At 53.4% G+C, this 16097-nt stretch carries 16 protein-coding genes; 6 read left to right on the top strand and 10 right to left on the bottom strand.

The window, feature by feature from the left end; genetic code table 11:
• Nucleotides 1–34 precede the first annotated feature (34 nt).
• A complete protein-coding gene (locus tag ABD931_RS04075; protein WP_345264215.1) occupies nt 35–1150 on the top strand; it encodes a glycoside hydrolase family 18 protein in 1116 nt (371 codons plus the stop codon).
• Nucleotides 1151–1195: 45 nt separating this feature from the next.
• Here the strand turns inward: ABD931_RS04075 and ABD931_RS04080 are convergent, their stop codons facing one another.
• The gene (locus tag ABD931_RS04080) at nt 1196–1996 is read right to left on the bottom strand and encodes a DUF2490 domain-containing protein (RefSeq protein ID WP_345264217.1); all 801 of its coding nucleotides are present in this window, start codon (nt 1994–1996) and stop codon (nt 1196–1198) included.
• A 212-nt stretch (nt 1997–2208) separates the two neighbouring features.
• Here ABD931_RS04080 and ABD931_RS04085 point away from each other — a divergent pair, with 212 nt between their 5' ends.
• Nucleotides 2209–3042: an alpha/beta hydrolase gene (locus ABD931_RS04085; RefSeq protein ID WP_345264470.1), complete on the top strand. Its 834-nt coding sequence runs from the start codon at nt 2209–2211 to the stop codon at nt 3040–3042.
• A 23-nt stretch (nt 3043–3065) separates the two neighbouring features.
• Here the strand turns inward: ABD931_RS04085 and mntA are convergent, their stop codons facing one another.
• Nucleotides 3066–3335 carry a type VII toxin-antitoxin system MntA family adenylyltransferase antitoxin gene (mntA, locus tag ABD931_RS04090; protein WP_345264219.1) on the bottom strand — a complete coding sequence of 90 codons (270 nt, stop codon included), beginning with the start codon at nt 3333–3335 and terminating at the stop codon, nt 3066–3068.
• 78 nt (nt 3336–3413) lie between these two features.
• On the opposite strand from mntA, the gene ABD931_RS04095 reads away from it, so the two are divergent.
• Complete coding sequence (locus tag ABD931_RS04095) at nt 3414–4550, top strand: acetamidase/formamidase family protein (RefSeq protein ID WP_345264220.1); 1137 nt, start codon at nt 3414–3416, stop codon at nt 4548–4550.
• Here ABD931_RS04095 and ABD931_RS04100 read toward each other — a convergent pair.
• Complete coding sequence (locus tag ABD931_RS04100; protein WP_345264222.1) at nt 4534–5484, bottom strand: SGBP N-terminal domain-containing protein; 951 nt, start codon at nt 5482–5484, stop codon at nt 4534–4536. The genes ABD931_RS04095 and ABD931_RS04100 overlap by 17 nt on opposite strands.
• A gap of 146 nt (nt 5485–5630) precedes the next feature.
• Here ABD931_RS04100 and ABD931_RS04105 point away from each other — a divergent pair, with 146 nt between their 5' ends.
• Both ABD931_RS04105 and ABD931_RS04110 read left to right on the top strand, forming a co-directional pair.
• Nucleotides 5631–7553, top strand: a complete 1923-nt coding sequence (locus ABD931_RS04105; protein ID WP_345264224.1) for a sensor histidine kinase — start codon at nt 5631–5633, stop codon at nt 7551–7553.
• Nucleotides 7516–8157, top strand: a complete 642-nt coding sequence (locus ABD931_RS04110; protein WP_345264226.1) for a response regulator — start codon at nt 7516–7518, stop codon at nt 8155–8157. The genes ABD931_RS04105 and ABD931_RS04110 overlap by 38 nt, the downstream gene beginning before the upstream one ends.
• A gap of 33 nt (nt 8158–8190) precedes the next feature.
• Here the strand turns inward: ABD931_RS04110 and ABD931_RS04115 are convergent, their stop codons facing one another.
• The 5 genes from ABD931_RS04115 to ABD931_RS04135 all read right to left on the bottom strand — a co-directional run bounded on the left by ABD931_RS04115 (nt 8191) and on the right by ABD931_RS04135 (nt 12727).
• Entirely contained in the window at nt 8191–8547 is a 357-nt protein-coding gene (locus ABD931_RS04115) for a helix-turn-helix domain-containing protein (RefSeq protein ID WP_345264228.1), read from the bottom strand.
• A complete protein-coding gene (locus ABD931_RS04120; protein ID WP_345264230.1) occupies nt 8544–8786 on the bottom strand; it encodes a type II toxin-antitoxin system HigB family toxin in 243 nt (80 codons plus the stop codon). The genes ABD931_RS04115 and ABD931_RS04120 overlap by 4 nt, the downstream gene beginning before the upstream one ends.
• A gap of 106 nt (nt 8787–8892) precedes the next feature.
• Complete coding sequence (locus tag ABD931_RS04125) at nt 8893–9684, bottom strand: 3-keto-disaccharide hydrolase (protein WP_345264231.1); 792 nt, start codon at nt 9682–9684, stop codon at nt 8893–8895.
• A 42-nt stretch (nt 9685–9726) separates the two neighbouring features.
• A complete protein-coding gene (locus ABD931_RS04130) occupies nt 9727–11613 on the bottom strand; it encodes a heparinase II/III domain-containing protein (RefSeq protein ID WP_345264233.1) in 1887 nt (628 codons plus the stop codon).
• A 124-nt stretch (nt 11614–11737) separates the two neighbouring features.
• Nucleotides 11738–12727 (bottom strand): c-type cytochrome, encoded by a 990-nt coding sequence (locus ABD931_RS04135; RefSeq protein WP_345264235.1) that lies wholly within the window; start codon nt 12725–12727, stop codon nt 11738–11740.
• A gap of 213 nt (nt 12728–12940) precedes the next feature.
• Between ABD931_RS04135 and ABD931_RS04140 the strand changes: the two genes are divergently transcribed.
• Nucleotides 12941–13480, top strand: a complete 540-nt coding sequence (locus ABD931_RS04140) for a hypothetical protein (RefSeq protein ID WP_345264237.1) — start codon at nt 12941–12943, stop codon at nt 13478–13480.
• A gap of 33 nt (nt 13481–13513) precedes the next feature.
• Here the strand turns inward: ABD931_RS04140 and ABD931_RS04145 are convergent, their stop codons facing one another.
• Together ABD931_RS04145 and ABD931_RS04150 are read right to left on the bottom strand one after the other, a co-directional pair.
• Nucleotides 13514–14437: a phosphate/phosphite/phosphonate ABC transporter substrate-binding protein gene (locus ABD931_RS04145; RefSeq protein WP_345264239.1), complete on the bottom strand. Its 924-nt coding sequence runs from the start codon at nt 14435–14437 to the stop codon at nt 13514–13516.
• Nucleotides 14438–14525: 88 nt separating this feature from the next.
• Nucleotides 14526–15944 carry an enolase C-terminal domain-like protein gene (locus tag ABD931_RS04150; RefSeq protein ID WP_345264241.1) on the bottom strand — a complete coding sequence of 473 codons (1419 nt, stop codon included), beginning with the start codon at nt 15942–15944 and terminating at the stop codon, nt 14526–14528.
• Nucleotides 15945–16097: the final 153 nt, after the last annotated feature.

The following is a 16097-nucleotide window of genomic DNA, read 5'->3' on the forward strand; positions in this document are numbered from 1 at the left end:
CGGACTGGCTGCCCGTTCCTTAACCGCTTTGAACATGCTCCGATTCCTGCACCTGACTTGCCTGATTGCCTGCTTTGCGTTGCTGACTGCCGGTTTTGCGCCCCAACCCCGACATATTGTACTGGGTTACGTAGGTGGCTACCGGGGGTTAGTCAATACCGACCAGATTGCCGCCGAAAAACTGACGCATATCAATTACGCCTTCGTCGACATCAAAGACAACCGGGCGTGGCTGCATAACCTCCGCACCGATACCACCAATTTCCGGAACCTGAACAAACTGAAACTCCGCAATCCCGATCTGAAGATTCTGATCTCCATCGGCGGCTGGACCTGGAGCGAAAACTTCTCCGACGCCGTGCTGACCGATACCTCCCGCGCAGCCTTTGCCGCTTCGGCGGTGGATATTGTCCGGCAGTATGACCTGGATGGTATCGACATCGACTGGGAGTACCCCGGCATGAAAGGCGAAGACAATGTGTTCCGGCCCGAAGACAAAGAGAATTTCACGCTGCTGTTTAAAGCCCTGCGGGAACAACTCACCGAGCTCGGCAAACAGACCGGCAAGGCCTACCTGGTCACTACGGCGCTGCCCGGCTTTGAAGGTATCTTTACGCATACCAACATGGCCGAGGCCCAGCAGTACCTGGATTACATCAACGTGATGTCGTACGATTTCTTTACCGGAGGCCCAAACGCTGGACACCATACGAATCTGTATCCATCGGGCAAGGTCAATACCGAAAGCTCCGGCGATCGGGCCGTGCAGTTGTATCTACAGAATGGTGTTCCCGCCGACAAACTGGTGCTGGGCATTGCGTTTTACGGCCGGGCGTGGCAGTTGCAAAACGACAGCCCCAAGGTGCAGCCGCGCACGATTACCAAAGTAGACCGGGGCGGTGGCTATACCTTCATCAAAGACAGTCTGCTGACGAACCCTGCCTATAAACGATACTGGGACCGACGCGCCCAAGCCCCGTACCTGTACAATGCCGATCTGAAACGCTTTGTTTCCTACGATGATGAGAAATCGGTGAAAGCCAAATGCCGGTACGTGAAAAAGAATGGTCTGGCCGGTGTGATGTTCTGGGAGTACTTCAGCGACCCGAAGACCTATTTGCTGAGCGAGATTGATCGCCGGATCCGGTAACGCCACTCGATGAATTTCGCGGGTTTCGTTGGGACATCGGTCTTTTTAGCCCTGCTGCGAAGGCAGCTTTTCGGGGGGAGAGCCTTGCCGGCGGGCAATTCGAAAAGTTACCTGGATTACGACATTGTTCTTGCCGGATGACGACTGCGGGGTAAAGATCCCCTGTTCAAAAGAGGCTGGGTTGTAGTTGGTCTGGTTGACCCAGCCAAGCTGCAGCACCAAAGCATTACTTACCTGATAACCCATTCCGGCATACAGTCGGTTTCGCTCAAAGACGGGCCCCGTCGGATTTAGAAAAATCTCGTCAAAAGCCGACAGAAAAAAGGTTTTACGGGTAAGCGTGCGTTTGTTCACAGGCAAAAACATATTAAGACGATACCGGATGCGGTTACGAAACGAATGTGAATCATTCCTGAACGTAAACCAGCGTTGTTCCACGCGATACCGGTGTTCAAACCGCAGCCGGTCCAGAAAGTGGTTAATGACCAGTTGTTGCCAGAACCGTTTTTCGGTATTGAGCGGTCCGTCGTTCAGCGCCCTGTAATCGTAGGTTGCATAGCGCCCTCCCGCCAGGGAAAAGGTGAAACTAGGGCTCAGGTCGTAGCTGATACCACCTTTCAGTTCATTGTAGAAATACTCCCGGAACAGCGAATTACTCCGGGCCTGTACTTCGGCAAAACCGCCCCATTTTTTAGGGCCGGCCGGTAACACCAGCGTGCCAATGAACCACGAGCCTGCCGGTTCGCTGGGAATGGGTGCGGTTTGTGCATCTGCATTACCACACGTAGAAAAGGTAAATAAGAGCCCCAGGAGTAATCTGGTCAGCGCAGCGTAATTCGTGAGCACGAGCGGCCTGTTTAAATCGTATAAAAGTTAAGCGGTTGCGGCAAGATAATTCTTAGCTATCAATTTTCATGCAACTCTCCGTCTGGAATTGCTGCGGAGGTCCCTTTCTGTTGGTTGCTACTTACTTTGCAGGCGCACCTTTATTTGGTGCTGGTTATTTTACAATCTGGTACACATCCGCTTACTTTACCTGCGTGAAAAAACGTGAACGAATGACCCCTACCCGCACTTTTCTCCTACTGGGTTTCCTGTTGTTTTTCGGCCGTGTTCAGGCGGCTAAAGTAGATACGGTCGACACCTATAGTGCGTCGATGCAGAAGACCATCCGGGCGGTGGTGATTACGCCCGATGCGTATACCAATACCAATGGCGGTGAGTTTCCGGTGGTGTATCTGCTGCACGGTTACAGCGGCAACTATGCCGACTGGATCAAAAAATCACCGGCGCTTAGTCAGGCTGTAGATGCCAATGGTATGATTGTTGTCTGCCCCGACGGCAACATCGGCAGTTGGTACTTCGACAGCCCTGTCGATCCGGCCTATCGCTACGAAACGTACGTAGCCAGTGAGCTGGTATCGTGGGTAGACAGCCACTACAAAACCATAAAGAACCGGCAGGGTCGCGCCATTACGGGCCTGAGCATGGGCGGGCACGGAGCCCTGTACCTGGCGTTCCGGCACCAGGATGTGTTCGGGGCCGCCGGCAGCATGAGTGGTGGAGTCGACATCCGGCCGTTTCCCAACAACTGGGACATTGCCAAACGCTTAGGCACCTATGCCCAGCAGCCCGAACGCTGGGAGCAAAATACCGTCATTAACCTGCTGCACCTGCTGACACCGGGCGCATTGTCCCTGATCATCGACTGCGGCACCGAGGACTTCTTCTTCCGCGTCAACAACAACCTGCACGACAAACTGCTGGAGCGCAACATCGCCCACGACTACATCACCCGCCCCGGCGGCCACAACTGGCCCTACTGGAACAACGCCGTAAATTACCAACTGCTCTTTATGCGGCAGTTTTTTGAGAAGGGAAGACGGGGGTGATTGGGACAGGCAAATTGAAGCGGTCAAGCTGCCTTCTCATAGATGAGCTGCTTTTCCTGTTCAATGTAGGATTGAATGACAGGCGAGAGACCATTGGTACTTACCAGATCGACTGGCTTGTTGAGGAGTACAGATAACGGCTCCTGCATAGCCAGGAACTGATAAAAGTCGGCTCTCTGCTCATAATCCAGTTCAGCCAGAATGTCCACGTCGCTATTTGTTGGTTGCTTTCCCCGAGCTGCCGAGCCAAATAGGTAGGCGCGCTTCACCGGCTGATTTTGGGAAAAGGACACGCGTTCAGGAAATATGACGGTGTTGCTTCTTTTGCTATATTCGGCAGGTTATCAGATATTCTACGACTATACAACCTGATGAAAACCTCCAGACGTACCTTCTTACAAAAGACTACCCAGAGCAGCCTGACCGCGCTCTCGTTGGGTAGCCTGCCGGCCGGCGCTGCCGACGCGCTTATCAATCAGCCCGACGCATTGGCTGCGGCTCCGCGTATTAAACCCGATCACGTGGTCCGGTCGCTGCCGGAGAATATGGTGTGGGGCTATTTCGGGGCTGATGTGCCGCCGGTGTACCGGGTCAGGGATGGCGATGTGGTGGAGATTCAGACAGTGAATCCGTCGGGGGTGAGCCGGACCAATCCGGAGGAGTTTTATCAGAAGAACAACCTGCCCATGGATGCCCACGCGCAGGAGGTGATTGCCATTCTGAAAACTGTGAAGCCGGAGCCGTCCGGTATTCGGGGCCATATGCTCACCGGCCCCGTTTTTATTGAGGGTGCCCAACCCGGCGATACGCTGGAGATTCGGATTCTGGACCTGACCTTTCCCGCCGGCTTTGGCGTCAACAGCGTGTGGCCGGGTGGGGGCGGAATTCCGGATGCGGTGACGGCGCGGGAGACATTTGTATACCGCTATGATGCCAGGCGCAAAGTTGCCCTGCTAAAAGAAGGTGTAGAAATTCCTCTTAGGCCGTTTATGGGCGTGATGGCCTTGTCCCCACCGCCGGAGACCGGCCGGGTCAGCTCCATTCCGCCGGCGTTTTTCGGCGGTAACCTGGACATCAGGCACCTGACCAAAGGCACAACGCTGTATTTGCCGGTCTCGGTGCCGGGCGGGCTGTTCTCCACCGGCGATGGTCATGGCGCACAGGGCAACGGCGAGGTCAGCGGGGTAGCCATCGAAACGGCGCTAAACCTGACCGCCAAATTCATCGTCCACAAAGGCAAGACGCTGACCATGCCCCGCGCCGAAACACCTACGCATTTTATCGCCGTCGGGCTGGACAAAGACCTGAACAAAGCCATGAAAAACGCGCTGACGGAAGCCGTGACCTTTATTAAGGACACTTTGGGCTACACGTTCAACGAAGCGCTGTCGATTGCCAGCACGGGCGTTGACTTTGAGGTGAGTCAGGTGGTGGATCAGACGCTGGGCATTCACGCCATGATTCCCAAAGCCATCTTCACGAAACAGAAATTCAGCTACTGGGCGTAAGCATCAGAGAGCCTGCACGGTTCTGTAATATAGTGATCCAACATGGAAACTTTATCTGATTTTTTGCTCCCAAACTTAAATATGCTTCACTTGGATTATAGACGGCTGCTGCATTTTGCTTATTAATATCATCTACCCAGGTTACCGTATTAATAAACTGTTGAAACACCCAATCGGGCACTTGTTTCATCATCCGCTTGATTCGTTGATTGATGAAAAGAAAGTTAGCCTGATTCGTCGATTTGTCAACGTCCCGGTTTCTGGCTCTAACGGTGATTCCGTTTAATTTTACATCGTAGAACGACGCGACTGGGCCATTTTCAAAGATAATAAGCGAATCTACTTTACTTGACGTACCAGATGTATTGCTTGCCGAATAGTCAATAACATACAGCCCCGCAGACGTCAGGGTAGCGGTTAACTTTTGGGTCGCTGAGGTACTGACTTGCCCTTTATCGACCAGATTTATTTTTATACTTACATTGTCTCCGGTATTATCCCCGTCGATGGTCAGTGTGGCAGGTGAGTTATACCTATTTACCGTAAAAGTGAATTTTGCGGTGGGAATGGGTGGTGCCGGTACGTTGACCTTAACGGTATAGGGTTGGGTACTGCCATCTTCTGCTGTAACCGTGTAAACCACCGGGTTGGTAAAGTTTTGGGTGCTGCCCGATGCCGGTATGGCCGTAGCCCCGGTGGGCAGCGTAAATGTAAGTTTAAGCGCCATAACGTTTGTGCCGGCCGGCACGGTCAGGGTGTAGGTGGAGGTGGCCGCGTCGAATGTAGTTGCCACACCCGTTAGTCCGTCCAGCACCGGATCGGTCAGCGTTTTGGCAGAACTTTTGGGCGTTACCGGCGTATCAGGAGTTTTGCTGCACTGGAGAAAGCAAAGAAACAGAAATAGCAGGGACGTACCTTTCAGGGCGGTTTTCATGGTTGCTCATGTTATGTTGTGGCTTAACCGGTTAGCAAAATCCTGCGACAAAAGTGGTCGGAAATACCGGCTGGGAGCAATACCACAAAAGGGGTATTTTCAACTACGAACTCCGGAAATATCTTTGGCTCAGTAAATCAATCTCCATGACAAAGGTCCTGATCGCTGCCTGTTTGAGCCTAACTACGCTGCTGGGTCGGTCGCAGTCGTTTGAACCCATACGTATCGGTCAGGAGTCGGATTGGTCGTTGCGGCATCATCTCGTACTGTTTACGACCCCTTCTAGACTTACCACGGCGCAGGCTTTTGGGGCCGCCCAAACGGCCGCCCGTACCCTGCTTACGGAACGCCACCTGAACCTTGGCCTCGAATCCGACTATGTGTGGCTCTACTTCCGACTACAGAACACAGCAGGTCCCCAGACCGTCGTTTTTGTACTGGATCGCATCGATATTCACCGGGTTCAGTGTTTCCGCCGGCGAAACGGGCTAATCGATACCTTAGCCCTTACGGGCGACGCTCTACCGTTTCAGCAGCGGCCCATAAAAATCAATTATTTTGCCATTCCAATCCCGCTCTATGCCGCCGAGCAGTCCGAAATCATAATTCTCCTGGATAAACGGCATGAGTTTATTTCCGGAAACCTAAGCTTATACTCATCCGACAAGTTTTTACAGGTCGTTCGGCTTGACTCGGCACTTATCGCTTTTTTTCTGGGCATGGCCGGGTTTATTTTTCTGTTTAATTTTCTGTTGTGGTTGTCCCTCAGAGACGCGGTTCACCTGTTCTTTATAGCGCACCTGACCTCAACCACGCTCTACGTTCTGAGTAGTCTCGGCTACGGCTTTGAGTTTATCTGGTCGGAATTACTTTTCAGCAATTCGCTCATGATGACCATGTTATCTGCCCTTTGGGCCAGTACCAATTTGTTCCTGATGAAGCGGTTCCTGGGTCTTACGCCCTCAACCAGCCTGTATGCACGGGCTACTACGGGCTTAGCCTGGTACATCCTGCTCGTTTCGTTTGTGGGGTGTACGATTGCCCTTTTTCAGGAACAGGACCTGCCGGTTTATATCCTGCAGCTTGGGGAGTTTTTGCTGGTCACCTGGATAATTGCCAATGCCGTGCTGCTGGTGGCTGTTTTTGCCGAACAACTTCGCCGGAAAAACGAGGCCGCTTATGTTTACGTAACGGCTTTAAGTTTCACCATTCTGGGCACCGTCATCTATACGTTGACCCTACTGAATGTAATAAATGCCGGACATTTTACCACCAATTGGCTGATGCCGGGGTTTCTGCTGGAGCAAATTACCCTGGCCTTTGGGCTGACTTTGCGCTACAACCGCTTCCGGCAGCAGAATCTCAACCTTCAGCTAACGCTGGCTCAGGAACGCAACCAGACGACCATGCAGGTGATCAACGCCCAGGAAGTTGAACGCCGGCGGCTGGCGGCAGACTTGCACGACGACCTCGGTGGCACCCTGGCTACGCTTCGGCGAAGGCTACGGGACTTCCGCCGGCGGCTGCATGACCCGCCGGCAATTGAGGCTTTCGATCAGCTTGAACCCCTGGTTCAGAAAAGTACGCAGGATCTCCGGCGTATTGCGCATAACCTGATGCCGCCGGAATTTGACCGGCTCGGACTGCGGCACGCGCTTGATCAACTGGTGCAAAGCCAGCCGGCCCAGCCTACCCACTTTTCGTATGTGGTTGCCGGCCAGGAACGGCGCTTGCCGCTGGACACCGAACTGAATATTTACCGAATTGTGTCGGAAATGGTGCAGAACATCCATAAACATGCCGAGGCCCGGCGGGCGGCTGTGCAACTGTTGTATTACGAGGATCACCTGTCGGTGATGGTTGACGATGATGGCCTCGGTAACCAGTTACGAAAAAACAGCGGGGTAAGTGTAGGACTAGGATTGAAAAATAGTAGTTTACGGGCCGAATACATCGGCGCACAGCTACGGAGGGACGTAACAGGTGCCGGGACGCTGGTCGTGCTCGATGTGCCTTACGCAACACCATCTTATGGCGACTTATCCTTCCGTCCGCATACTCCTCATTGACGACCATCGGCTGTTTAATGACGCTCTGAAAACACTGCTTACTACCCAGCCTGACCTGACCGTTTGCGGGCAGGTGTTCACGGCCAATGATGCCCTGCCCGCAATTCATCGCCTGACTCCTCAGCTGGTGCTGTTAGACGTTAATCTTCAAGGCGTCAACGGCATTGATCTGGGCCGTCAGCTGCTCCTGCATTTTCCAGGGCTGCGGGTGATGCTGTTAACAATGTATAACCAGCCCAAGCTGCTGGAAGAGGCCCGGCAAGCCGGCCTGCACGGCTACCTGCTCAAAGATGCCACCACCGACCAGTTGCTGACGGGCATTCGTACAGTGGTGACCGGGGGCACTTATTTTTCGCTGAACGAGTTCGGAACCAGCCTGCCTGACGATCATTTTGGCGACGACTTTGCCCGGCGACTGAACCTGACCTTTCGGGAGGTGGAAGTTGTTCAGCTTATCTGTCAGGGGCTGAGCAGTGAGCAGATTGCCGCGCAACTGAACCTGAGTGTGGATACGGTCAAAACCCATCGGAAGAATATTTACTTTAAGCTGGGTATCAACAAAGTGGCCGATCTGATTCAGTTTGCCGTTAAGCAGGGTATATAATTTGGTGAGGGGGTGAGACAAACTTTCGCCTACTTAAGCCAATAATATACTGGCAGGTATGCCCAATTCCTTATGAAAGAACTTTGCCATTTCGAGCGTTAAAGGTTTTCGACGATTCAAAACGGCTGAGATATAGCTTTTACTGCCCAATTTCCCAACAAAGTCTCTATTTCTTACTCCTTTTTCTTCCATTTTTAGTCGTATTGCTTCAATTGGGTCGGGAGCCGGAATGGCGTAGTGTTCATCTTCGTAAGCTTTAATTAGCAGGAGGGCTACCTGCACATCTTCGCCTTTCGGGCTGTCGGGTTTTACCTGTTTATCAAATTGCTCGTCAACCCACTCAAGCATTCCTTCGTAATCCTGCACCGATTTGATTGGCTTTAGTTTCATGGCTTTTGGTATTTTACCGTTTTTACATCAATCTTGTCGTATTCTGCATGTGTACCAAACCACTTAATCTGAATGGCTCTATAATCAAATACCACTCTTACCACAAGCCGGTATTTATTTCCCATAATGTTAAATACCACTCGGTCATCGCCCACAAGGCTTGCATTATTGTAAACAGCTTTTAACTCGTTGAAGTTGGTAAACTCCTGCTCTTGTACTTCAGCATACCACTGCCTCAACGCATTTGCCGCTTGTAGATACAGTTCGCAATAGTCCAGCAGCGTTGAACATTTAATTCAGAGCGAAAGTTTACCTATAGTGAACGGAGGAAGTTAAAATATCCGCTCAGAAATCTGTATTCGGCTCTTTGATATTCATTTCTTTGATCCAGATGTTGCGGTACAGCACGTCGTGGCCTTCGGCCTGGAGTTTCAGGCCGCCGGGTGCATCGGTGATGCCTTTGCCGCCGTTGTTGCCGCCATCCATGCCGGAGTTAGGGCCACCCCAGACCTGATTAATCTTCTGGTTGGTGTGCACCTTTTTGCCGTTGAAATACATAGTCACCATCGCGGGCTCCACGCGCTGCCCGTTCTCAAAGCGGGCGGCCCGGAACATGATGTCGTAGGCGTTCCATTTGCCCACGCCATTGTAAGCGTAGTAAGGAGACGGTGATTCGTTGATGACCGCGCCCATGCCGTGCGAGGTGGTATCGCCGTCGAGCACCTGAATTTCGTAGCGGTTTTGGAGGTACACGCCACTGTTACCACCGGGTTTGCTGATGTAGAACTCGACATGGGCGCGGAAGTCGCGGTACGGCTTCTTGGTCACAATGTCGGCGGCTCCGTATTTACCACCCGCACCGGCGGGGTCGTTGCTGCTCACGGCCGTTCCTGGTCCGGCGGGGTCTTTCACGATTTCCCACTTGATGGGCAGGCTGGCTGCCAGCCGGGGACCTTGCCAATACGTCCATTTTTCGTCCAGCACTTTGCGGGAGCCGTCAAACAGCACGTCGGCTCCTTTGGGTGGTTTGGTGCCGACACCAACTTGTTCTTTGAGGATCGTGGTGGCCGTCAGGCCAACCGTAATGGCCAGCACAGTAGCGGTCAGGGCACTGCTGAAAAGGGTGGAGGAGTTCATTGCTGTTCAGTTGTTAGGGTTATTAATTTGCTAAGGTAGTATTTACTTGGGCCACTGCGCCAGGGATTGTACTTTTTTAGTGACTTTGCCGGCGGCTTTTTCGGGGAGGAGCAACACGGTGATGGCTCCTTTTGCACGGGCCGGCATCGCGACATCAAACGTCAGCAACGTGGTGCCGGGGTTTGGCGCATCGTAATCGTGCGGAGGGTCGGTAGACGAGGTTTTCAGGCTTATACCGGCCGGCTCCTGCACTTGGAGGATCAGCTTTTTGCCGTCTTTGGTCAGTTCGGCCCGGTTAGGAGCGGTAATTTTTACGTCGGCCGGCGTGAGCATCGTCCACTGCACTGTGGTGGCTTTGGGCAGCGTTTCCAACTCATCCCGTACCACCACATACGCCTGGTCGACAATGGCAACACCCCGGTAGGCTTTGGCCAGCGTTCCTTTGTAGGCAGCCGTCATATCGGTCGTCGCATTCATCAGGGCTGGTGAGCCGGAATGGCTGCTGATGGGCGCGTGGCTCTCCACGACCTGCAACTGATTATCCGCCGTAAGGGTATTATGCACAAAGTTGTTGTACCGGTACACCTGCCAGCGTTGGGAGTTCTGCTCCTTGCCCCAGAGCTGTACGCCTTTTGACTCCAGCGAATTGTAATCCTGCATTCCGAAATCCATGGCCCACCGCACCCCGTCGGCGTCCATCACAAACGAACCGATATCCATGTGCGCATGATTTACCGCGGGGGAACCCGCTTTCAGGCCCACGAAAATACCGGCCGGGTCGGTCCACGACGAGCGCATCAGGGCAACCGGGCTTTTGCCGCCACCTACCCAAATCCGGGATTTAGGTTCCGGCACGTTAGTCAGGCTTAAGCTGTTGCCCCAGATGATCGTTGCCGGGAGCAGGCGGTTATTCCCCACTTTACCGAGTTCTGCCTGTTGCAACCGGCTGCGCTCTACCCATAGCAGGGAGGGGTCGTTCAGTTTGCGGGCAAACCAGAACATGGCGGGTTGCAGCCCTCCGCCCGTGCCGGCATCGGAATAGTTGAAGGAATTACCCGAGGTGCCGGTCATATTGGCCAGGTATCCGGCCGTTTTCAGAAAACCGGGTTGCTGCGACAGACCAAAATCCTTGCCGAAAACTTTCTCCAGCGCACTGATAAACATTACGTTGAAACTGGTGCCGTATCCCCAGTAGCCATATCCTTCCGGGTAAGCCCCATCCGGGGCATAATCATCCATCGATAACACTATGGTTTTCAACCCCCGATTAATAACCTGACGGGCCAACTCCGGCTGGTCTTCGTAAACAGCCAGGGCACCGTACAGCATTCCTGCATTGCAGACCTGATTCCAGTTGTGGGTGGCGTTTAGCCAGCTGTTGTATTTGGCATCCAGTGACGGCTCTAAACCTTTTTTGAGAATTGCTTCTTTGATGGCTATGCGCGATGCGGGCGATAAGTCGGCATATAGCCAGTCGTAGCCGATGGCGGCCGCCATCGTCATTTCGGCGACATCCAGAAAGTGCGAGGGGTTCCAGTCGCTGAATGCCGAGATTGCCAGCAACTCTTTTTCGGCCCGTTGCCGGTACTGAGGCTGGCCGGTCATCCGGTAGGCGTAGGAGAGCAGAAAGATACGGCGAAGGGCTTCGCGGGATACAGCCAGCAGCCGGCGACCGGTCTGAATCCGCTCCAGGGTTGCCTCACTGGTCAGCTTATCGCTTTCGGCCAGAATAGCCTGGTGAAGATTTTTCCAGGTCTTATCGGCAACAATGCTGCGCTTAATCGGCTGTTCTTCACCGGCAAGCAGTAGTATCCGGGGGTGATCAGGTATGCTGACAGTGGGGCCTACGGGCTCGGTTTGCGCCCGGACCGACGAATACATCAGGCTGAGCAGCACGGCTGTTTTAAGGACTGCAGGTATATGCTTCACGGGTTGTCAGGGTTTTCTTACGAAAGCAGTCCGACGGATGTTTATACCGCAACCCGATGCCTGGGAAATCCCTCAAATGAAAAAAGGCCAGTTGCCCGGCCCTTTTCTGATGTGAACGATGGTTTTATTTCGACGCCAGTTGCTTTTCCTGCACCTTCGCGTATTTCTGCGCAATATCGTTGTGGATCTTCGGTACCGTCTTCAGGTATTCGTAAATGGCACCAAGCTCAGAATCGCTCATGCTCGGCCGGGGCTCCATGGGGTAACGCAGGATGGTACCATCGGGGCGTACGCCCAGTTTTACGACCCGAATAAATTGCTCTTTGGTATATTTGTTAGCAATACCGGTTTGGTCATCAAACGTCAGATTGGCCGTAAAAACGGGCTTGCCATCTTTCCCCGGCATTTCAATGCCTCCTCCGTAAAAGCCTTTGGAACGCTCCGGATTCAGCTTGTCCTGCTGAATCAAATCGGCCGAGTGGCAGGCGTAGCAGTCCGCTACCGCGTTTGCGGTGTACTTGCCAAAGGCAACCTGATCGGCTGTGTCGGGCATCAGAATCGGTTGGGTCGGATAGGCAACCGGCTTGATCATGGTGTGGGCTAACAGTTTTGAGACGAAGCTGTACTCCACCTCAGGTGCTTCTTCGGTAGACGGCTGAACAGGGAACCGGTCGGAGCGCAGCCAGGCTACCACCGATTTTATGTCTTCGTCGGCCATCAGGGCGTATTTTGGCATAATGGCGGCAAACGTACCGTCGGGCCTGACACCGGTCCGCAGGAAATAAATAATGTCGCCGTCCGACCATTTCCCGATGCCTTTTTCGGGGTCCTGCGTAATATTCTTCGAATAAATCTTGCCGAACATGGCGGGAATGTCATCCATGTATTTACCCGTAAGCCGGTTTTCGTTGTTGGCATGGCAGGCCATACACTGCAAATGCGCAATGGCTTCGCCCCGGTCAACACGGGCCGGGGTAATCTCAACGGTAATCGTAGGGGTAGCTGGTGGGTCATACGTTGGTATACCAACTATCAAAACATATCCGCAGAAGGCGGCTACTAATAAGACCAGGCTTCCCAGCCCAATGCCGATAACTTTAAAGGCTTTTTTCATGATGATGGTGTGGTTAGAACGTTTGTCTGAACGATTCGCCGGTAAAGTTGGGCGCTTATTCGGCGGTGGCAAGTCTGGTTTTACCTGAAACGGAAAAATCCTGAATTGAAATAGCCCAAAGCGGGCTTTAGGTGCTGCTGCGTGGCGCACGGTATTCTCCCAAGAGTATGTATCTTAGTATTCCACTACACTCGTTAACCCCATCTTTACGCTATGCCTACATCACGACTACTTATTGCGCTTCTGATCGTCAGTCTGTCGTGCCAGACAAAAACCGCCAACCAGAAATCAGCCACGGCATCGGCCGCCGTGCCGGAAGATAGTACCCTTGTCCTGAACAGCCGCCCCGGACCCGATGCCCCCCGCACGGCCGCCGACCGGCTGGTAAGGGCCTTATACTTTGAGCATAATAAAAAAGAAAACCCGTTCCGTGAGAAAAACCGAACGCTGATTGACCAGTATTTTGCCCCGCCAACCGCCGACCTGATCTGGAAGAATACGCACGGGACCGGCGGCAAGCTGACCCCCAAAACGACGAACCCGCTCTTTAACGCCCCCGACAACGCCATTACCAAAACCTGGGTAAATCCGGGAGCGGTAGCGGGCTCAAAGGCTGTGGTGTACGTAACGTTTGAGAACCAGGCCAAACCTGAAGAGATCAGGATAGAGATGCAGCAGATTGCTGCCGGCCGCTGGCGCATCACCGATATGCTGTATCCGAACGGCAAGCGGCTTACTGAGATGCTGCAGTAGCAGGCAGAGCCATTAGCCGCACTACCCTGTTCTTTATCGGATCAGACTGGCGAAATGCTGAATCAATTCTGCAGGGGCACCTATGTTTTGCTGATAGGTTTGGTAAAAGGCCTTGTCGATGGGTCTGAATTGCTCGGCCTGTCTGGCTTCAGACCAGCCACTGCGCAGGGCGTGCAGCGCGTCTGGATAGTGGTTGTGGAGGGATAAAAACAGTTGCGTAATCTGCTGCCGGGAAACGGTTGATAGTGACTTTTTGAGCAGCACAGGTCCCAGCGGAATTTCCTCCGATAGCCAAACTAATTTGAGTTGCTGCTTTGCCAGCGAATCCCGGCTGATTACCTTACGATATTCTTCGCTACCGAGAGCGGCCAGATCCGTTTCGTTGTTGAGTAACTGAGCAATGCCGGCCGCATGCGTTTTACTATATGATACCTGTTTGAACTGCTGTTCCGGCTGCGTAATACCTGCTGCATACAGAAACGCTCTTGGAATCAGATTGCCGGAGGTAGACGTTTCGCTCACAAATGTCATTCGGTAACTGGCCGACTGCCCGTTGAGCTGCGCCACGGTATTGATGGGTAGGGAAGTTCGGGCGACGATAGCCGTTTTATAGTTATCGCTGGCAGACGTCGGCGTCTGAAGGGCGGCTACGGGCGTGTAGTGCTGATCGTTTCGGGTTGTCAGGAGCAGATAACCAAACGTGCTGATAAGCGCAATATCAACCTCGCCGGCCTCTAACCCCTGAATAAACGCCGATACAGAAGGGTAGCTTTTAATGTCAACGGGTAAACCCAATTCACTGCTTAATGTGGTAGCCAGCGGCTGAATATTCTGGAGCCGGTTATTGTTGGCGTAGGTATAAGTTGCCAGGGTTAACCGTTGCGATTGCGCGAAGGTCAGTACCGGCACCAGTTGTAAGAAAAGAAAGAGCAAACGTTTGGCTGAAAAAGAAAGCATGTGGTATGGATTTGATAATGAACCACAAAGCTACCGCGCCAACGCTTACGGAAGGATAGCTGGTTAGTAATCGGTACCTGAGGCCGGCTCAGCTTCCTGAAAACAGTGCCTGATAATGCGGAGACGGCGCAAAGATACCGCCACTCTTCTGGTAATAGTCGGAATTCAGCTCGAATACGCCCTTGCGGATTTGGGTCCAGGACGCACCCGCGTACGGATGGTACTGCGTCAGCCGGTCCCAGTTTTTGAAATACTGGTGCCCGTTGGTTTCCTGCAGGCCGATGCTCATGCCGGGGAAAGGCGACAGCCGGGCCGCTACGTTCTTGTTCCAGTCGACCAGAATCGGGTTTACCGTCAGGTCGGCGCAGAAGCAGGGCACCTGCTTTTCAGAGGCCAGTTGCGCAATCTTCATGGTCATGCTCAGCGTCTTGGCAATGGCTTTAACGGCAATTGCCGAATAGCCAAGTTCAATGCGTCGGGCGGCATCCTCTACGGTATGGGCGCTTTCGTCGGCGGCCACCCGAACGCCCAGATCGCCAACAAACGCTTCAACATGCTCCGGAAAGGGTTCTTCAATGACGGCAATCTGGTCGAAGGCACCAATTTTGCGGGCGTGGTCCAGAAACCGCAGCAGCGTCTCTTTTTTCTCGTACCGGCCGTTGGCGTCGAAGTAGTAGGGTATCTTGCCGCTTTTAGTGTAGGGGGTTTCGTAGTGGCCGATGGCCTTGTGCAGGGCTGTCAGAAAGGCGATGTCTTTCTCGATCATCTCTGGCTGTGTACCGGCCGAGCCCGTTTTGAGCTTCATGATGAAATAGCCCTGGTCGGCGGCAGCTTTGATGGCGTCGGGGGCCGTGCCCACGGCAAAGGCCGGAATACTGGCTACTTTGGTATGGTGGTGCGATAGCCCCGGTTTGTACCGGGCCGGAATCATATCGTCGAACGTCTTTATGCCGTTCTCCTGCGCGTAGAGCAGCCAGGCGGCATTATCTACGCTGACCAGCGCATTGAGGGCGAAGGTTTTCCGCAGGTCAGGATTGCTCGTCACTTTTTTGGCGTAGGCATACACCTCCGGCAGAATAGTGTCCAGCAGGTCGACAGGATTGGTAAACGACACGCCCCTGATTAGTTGCAGCGCCCGGTCGGTGACAGCGTACATCAGGGCGTTCCCGGCTCGTTCGGAGTGGGCGGCAAATACGCTGGAGTCTGACCACAAAACGCCCTGGGTACAAAGACCTATCGTTCGAATACCTGATTCACTTTCCAGCAGAGCTGCCGTCTGCCAGCTTTCTGTAATGGCGCTGCCTTTGAAGCGGTACGGGATTAGCGGCTCCCGCTCAAAACTGGAGTCTACCTGCCTGATACGGATTTTGGTGGCCGGTGGCGAGGTTGCCGGGTTATGAACCGGAGCGGCCGGGCCGGCAGCAAGGCCAAGCGAAGCCATGGCTCCTGAATACTGGATAAAATCCCGACGGGTAAGGCGGTTGGTAGGATTGCGGAGGGGATTCATAACCGGGACAGGTAATGGTTATCAGACAAACTGGCCCTGTAATCATCAGGATCGGTTAGCTATATTCCATGAAGCGAATTCTGTACGGAATTTACCTATTGCCGATGCTGCCGACAAGCCGGTTGGATGGTATTCGCAGGGTTGCTCCACTCG

Origin of the sequence: Nibrella viscosa, from assembly GCF_039541875.1 — a bacterium.
GTDB classification, from domain to species: Bacteria; Bacteroidota; Bacteroidia; order Cytophagales; family Spirosomataceae; genus Nibrella; species Nibrella viscosa.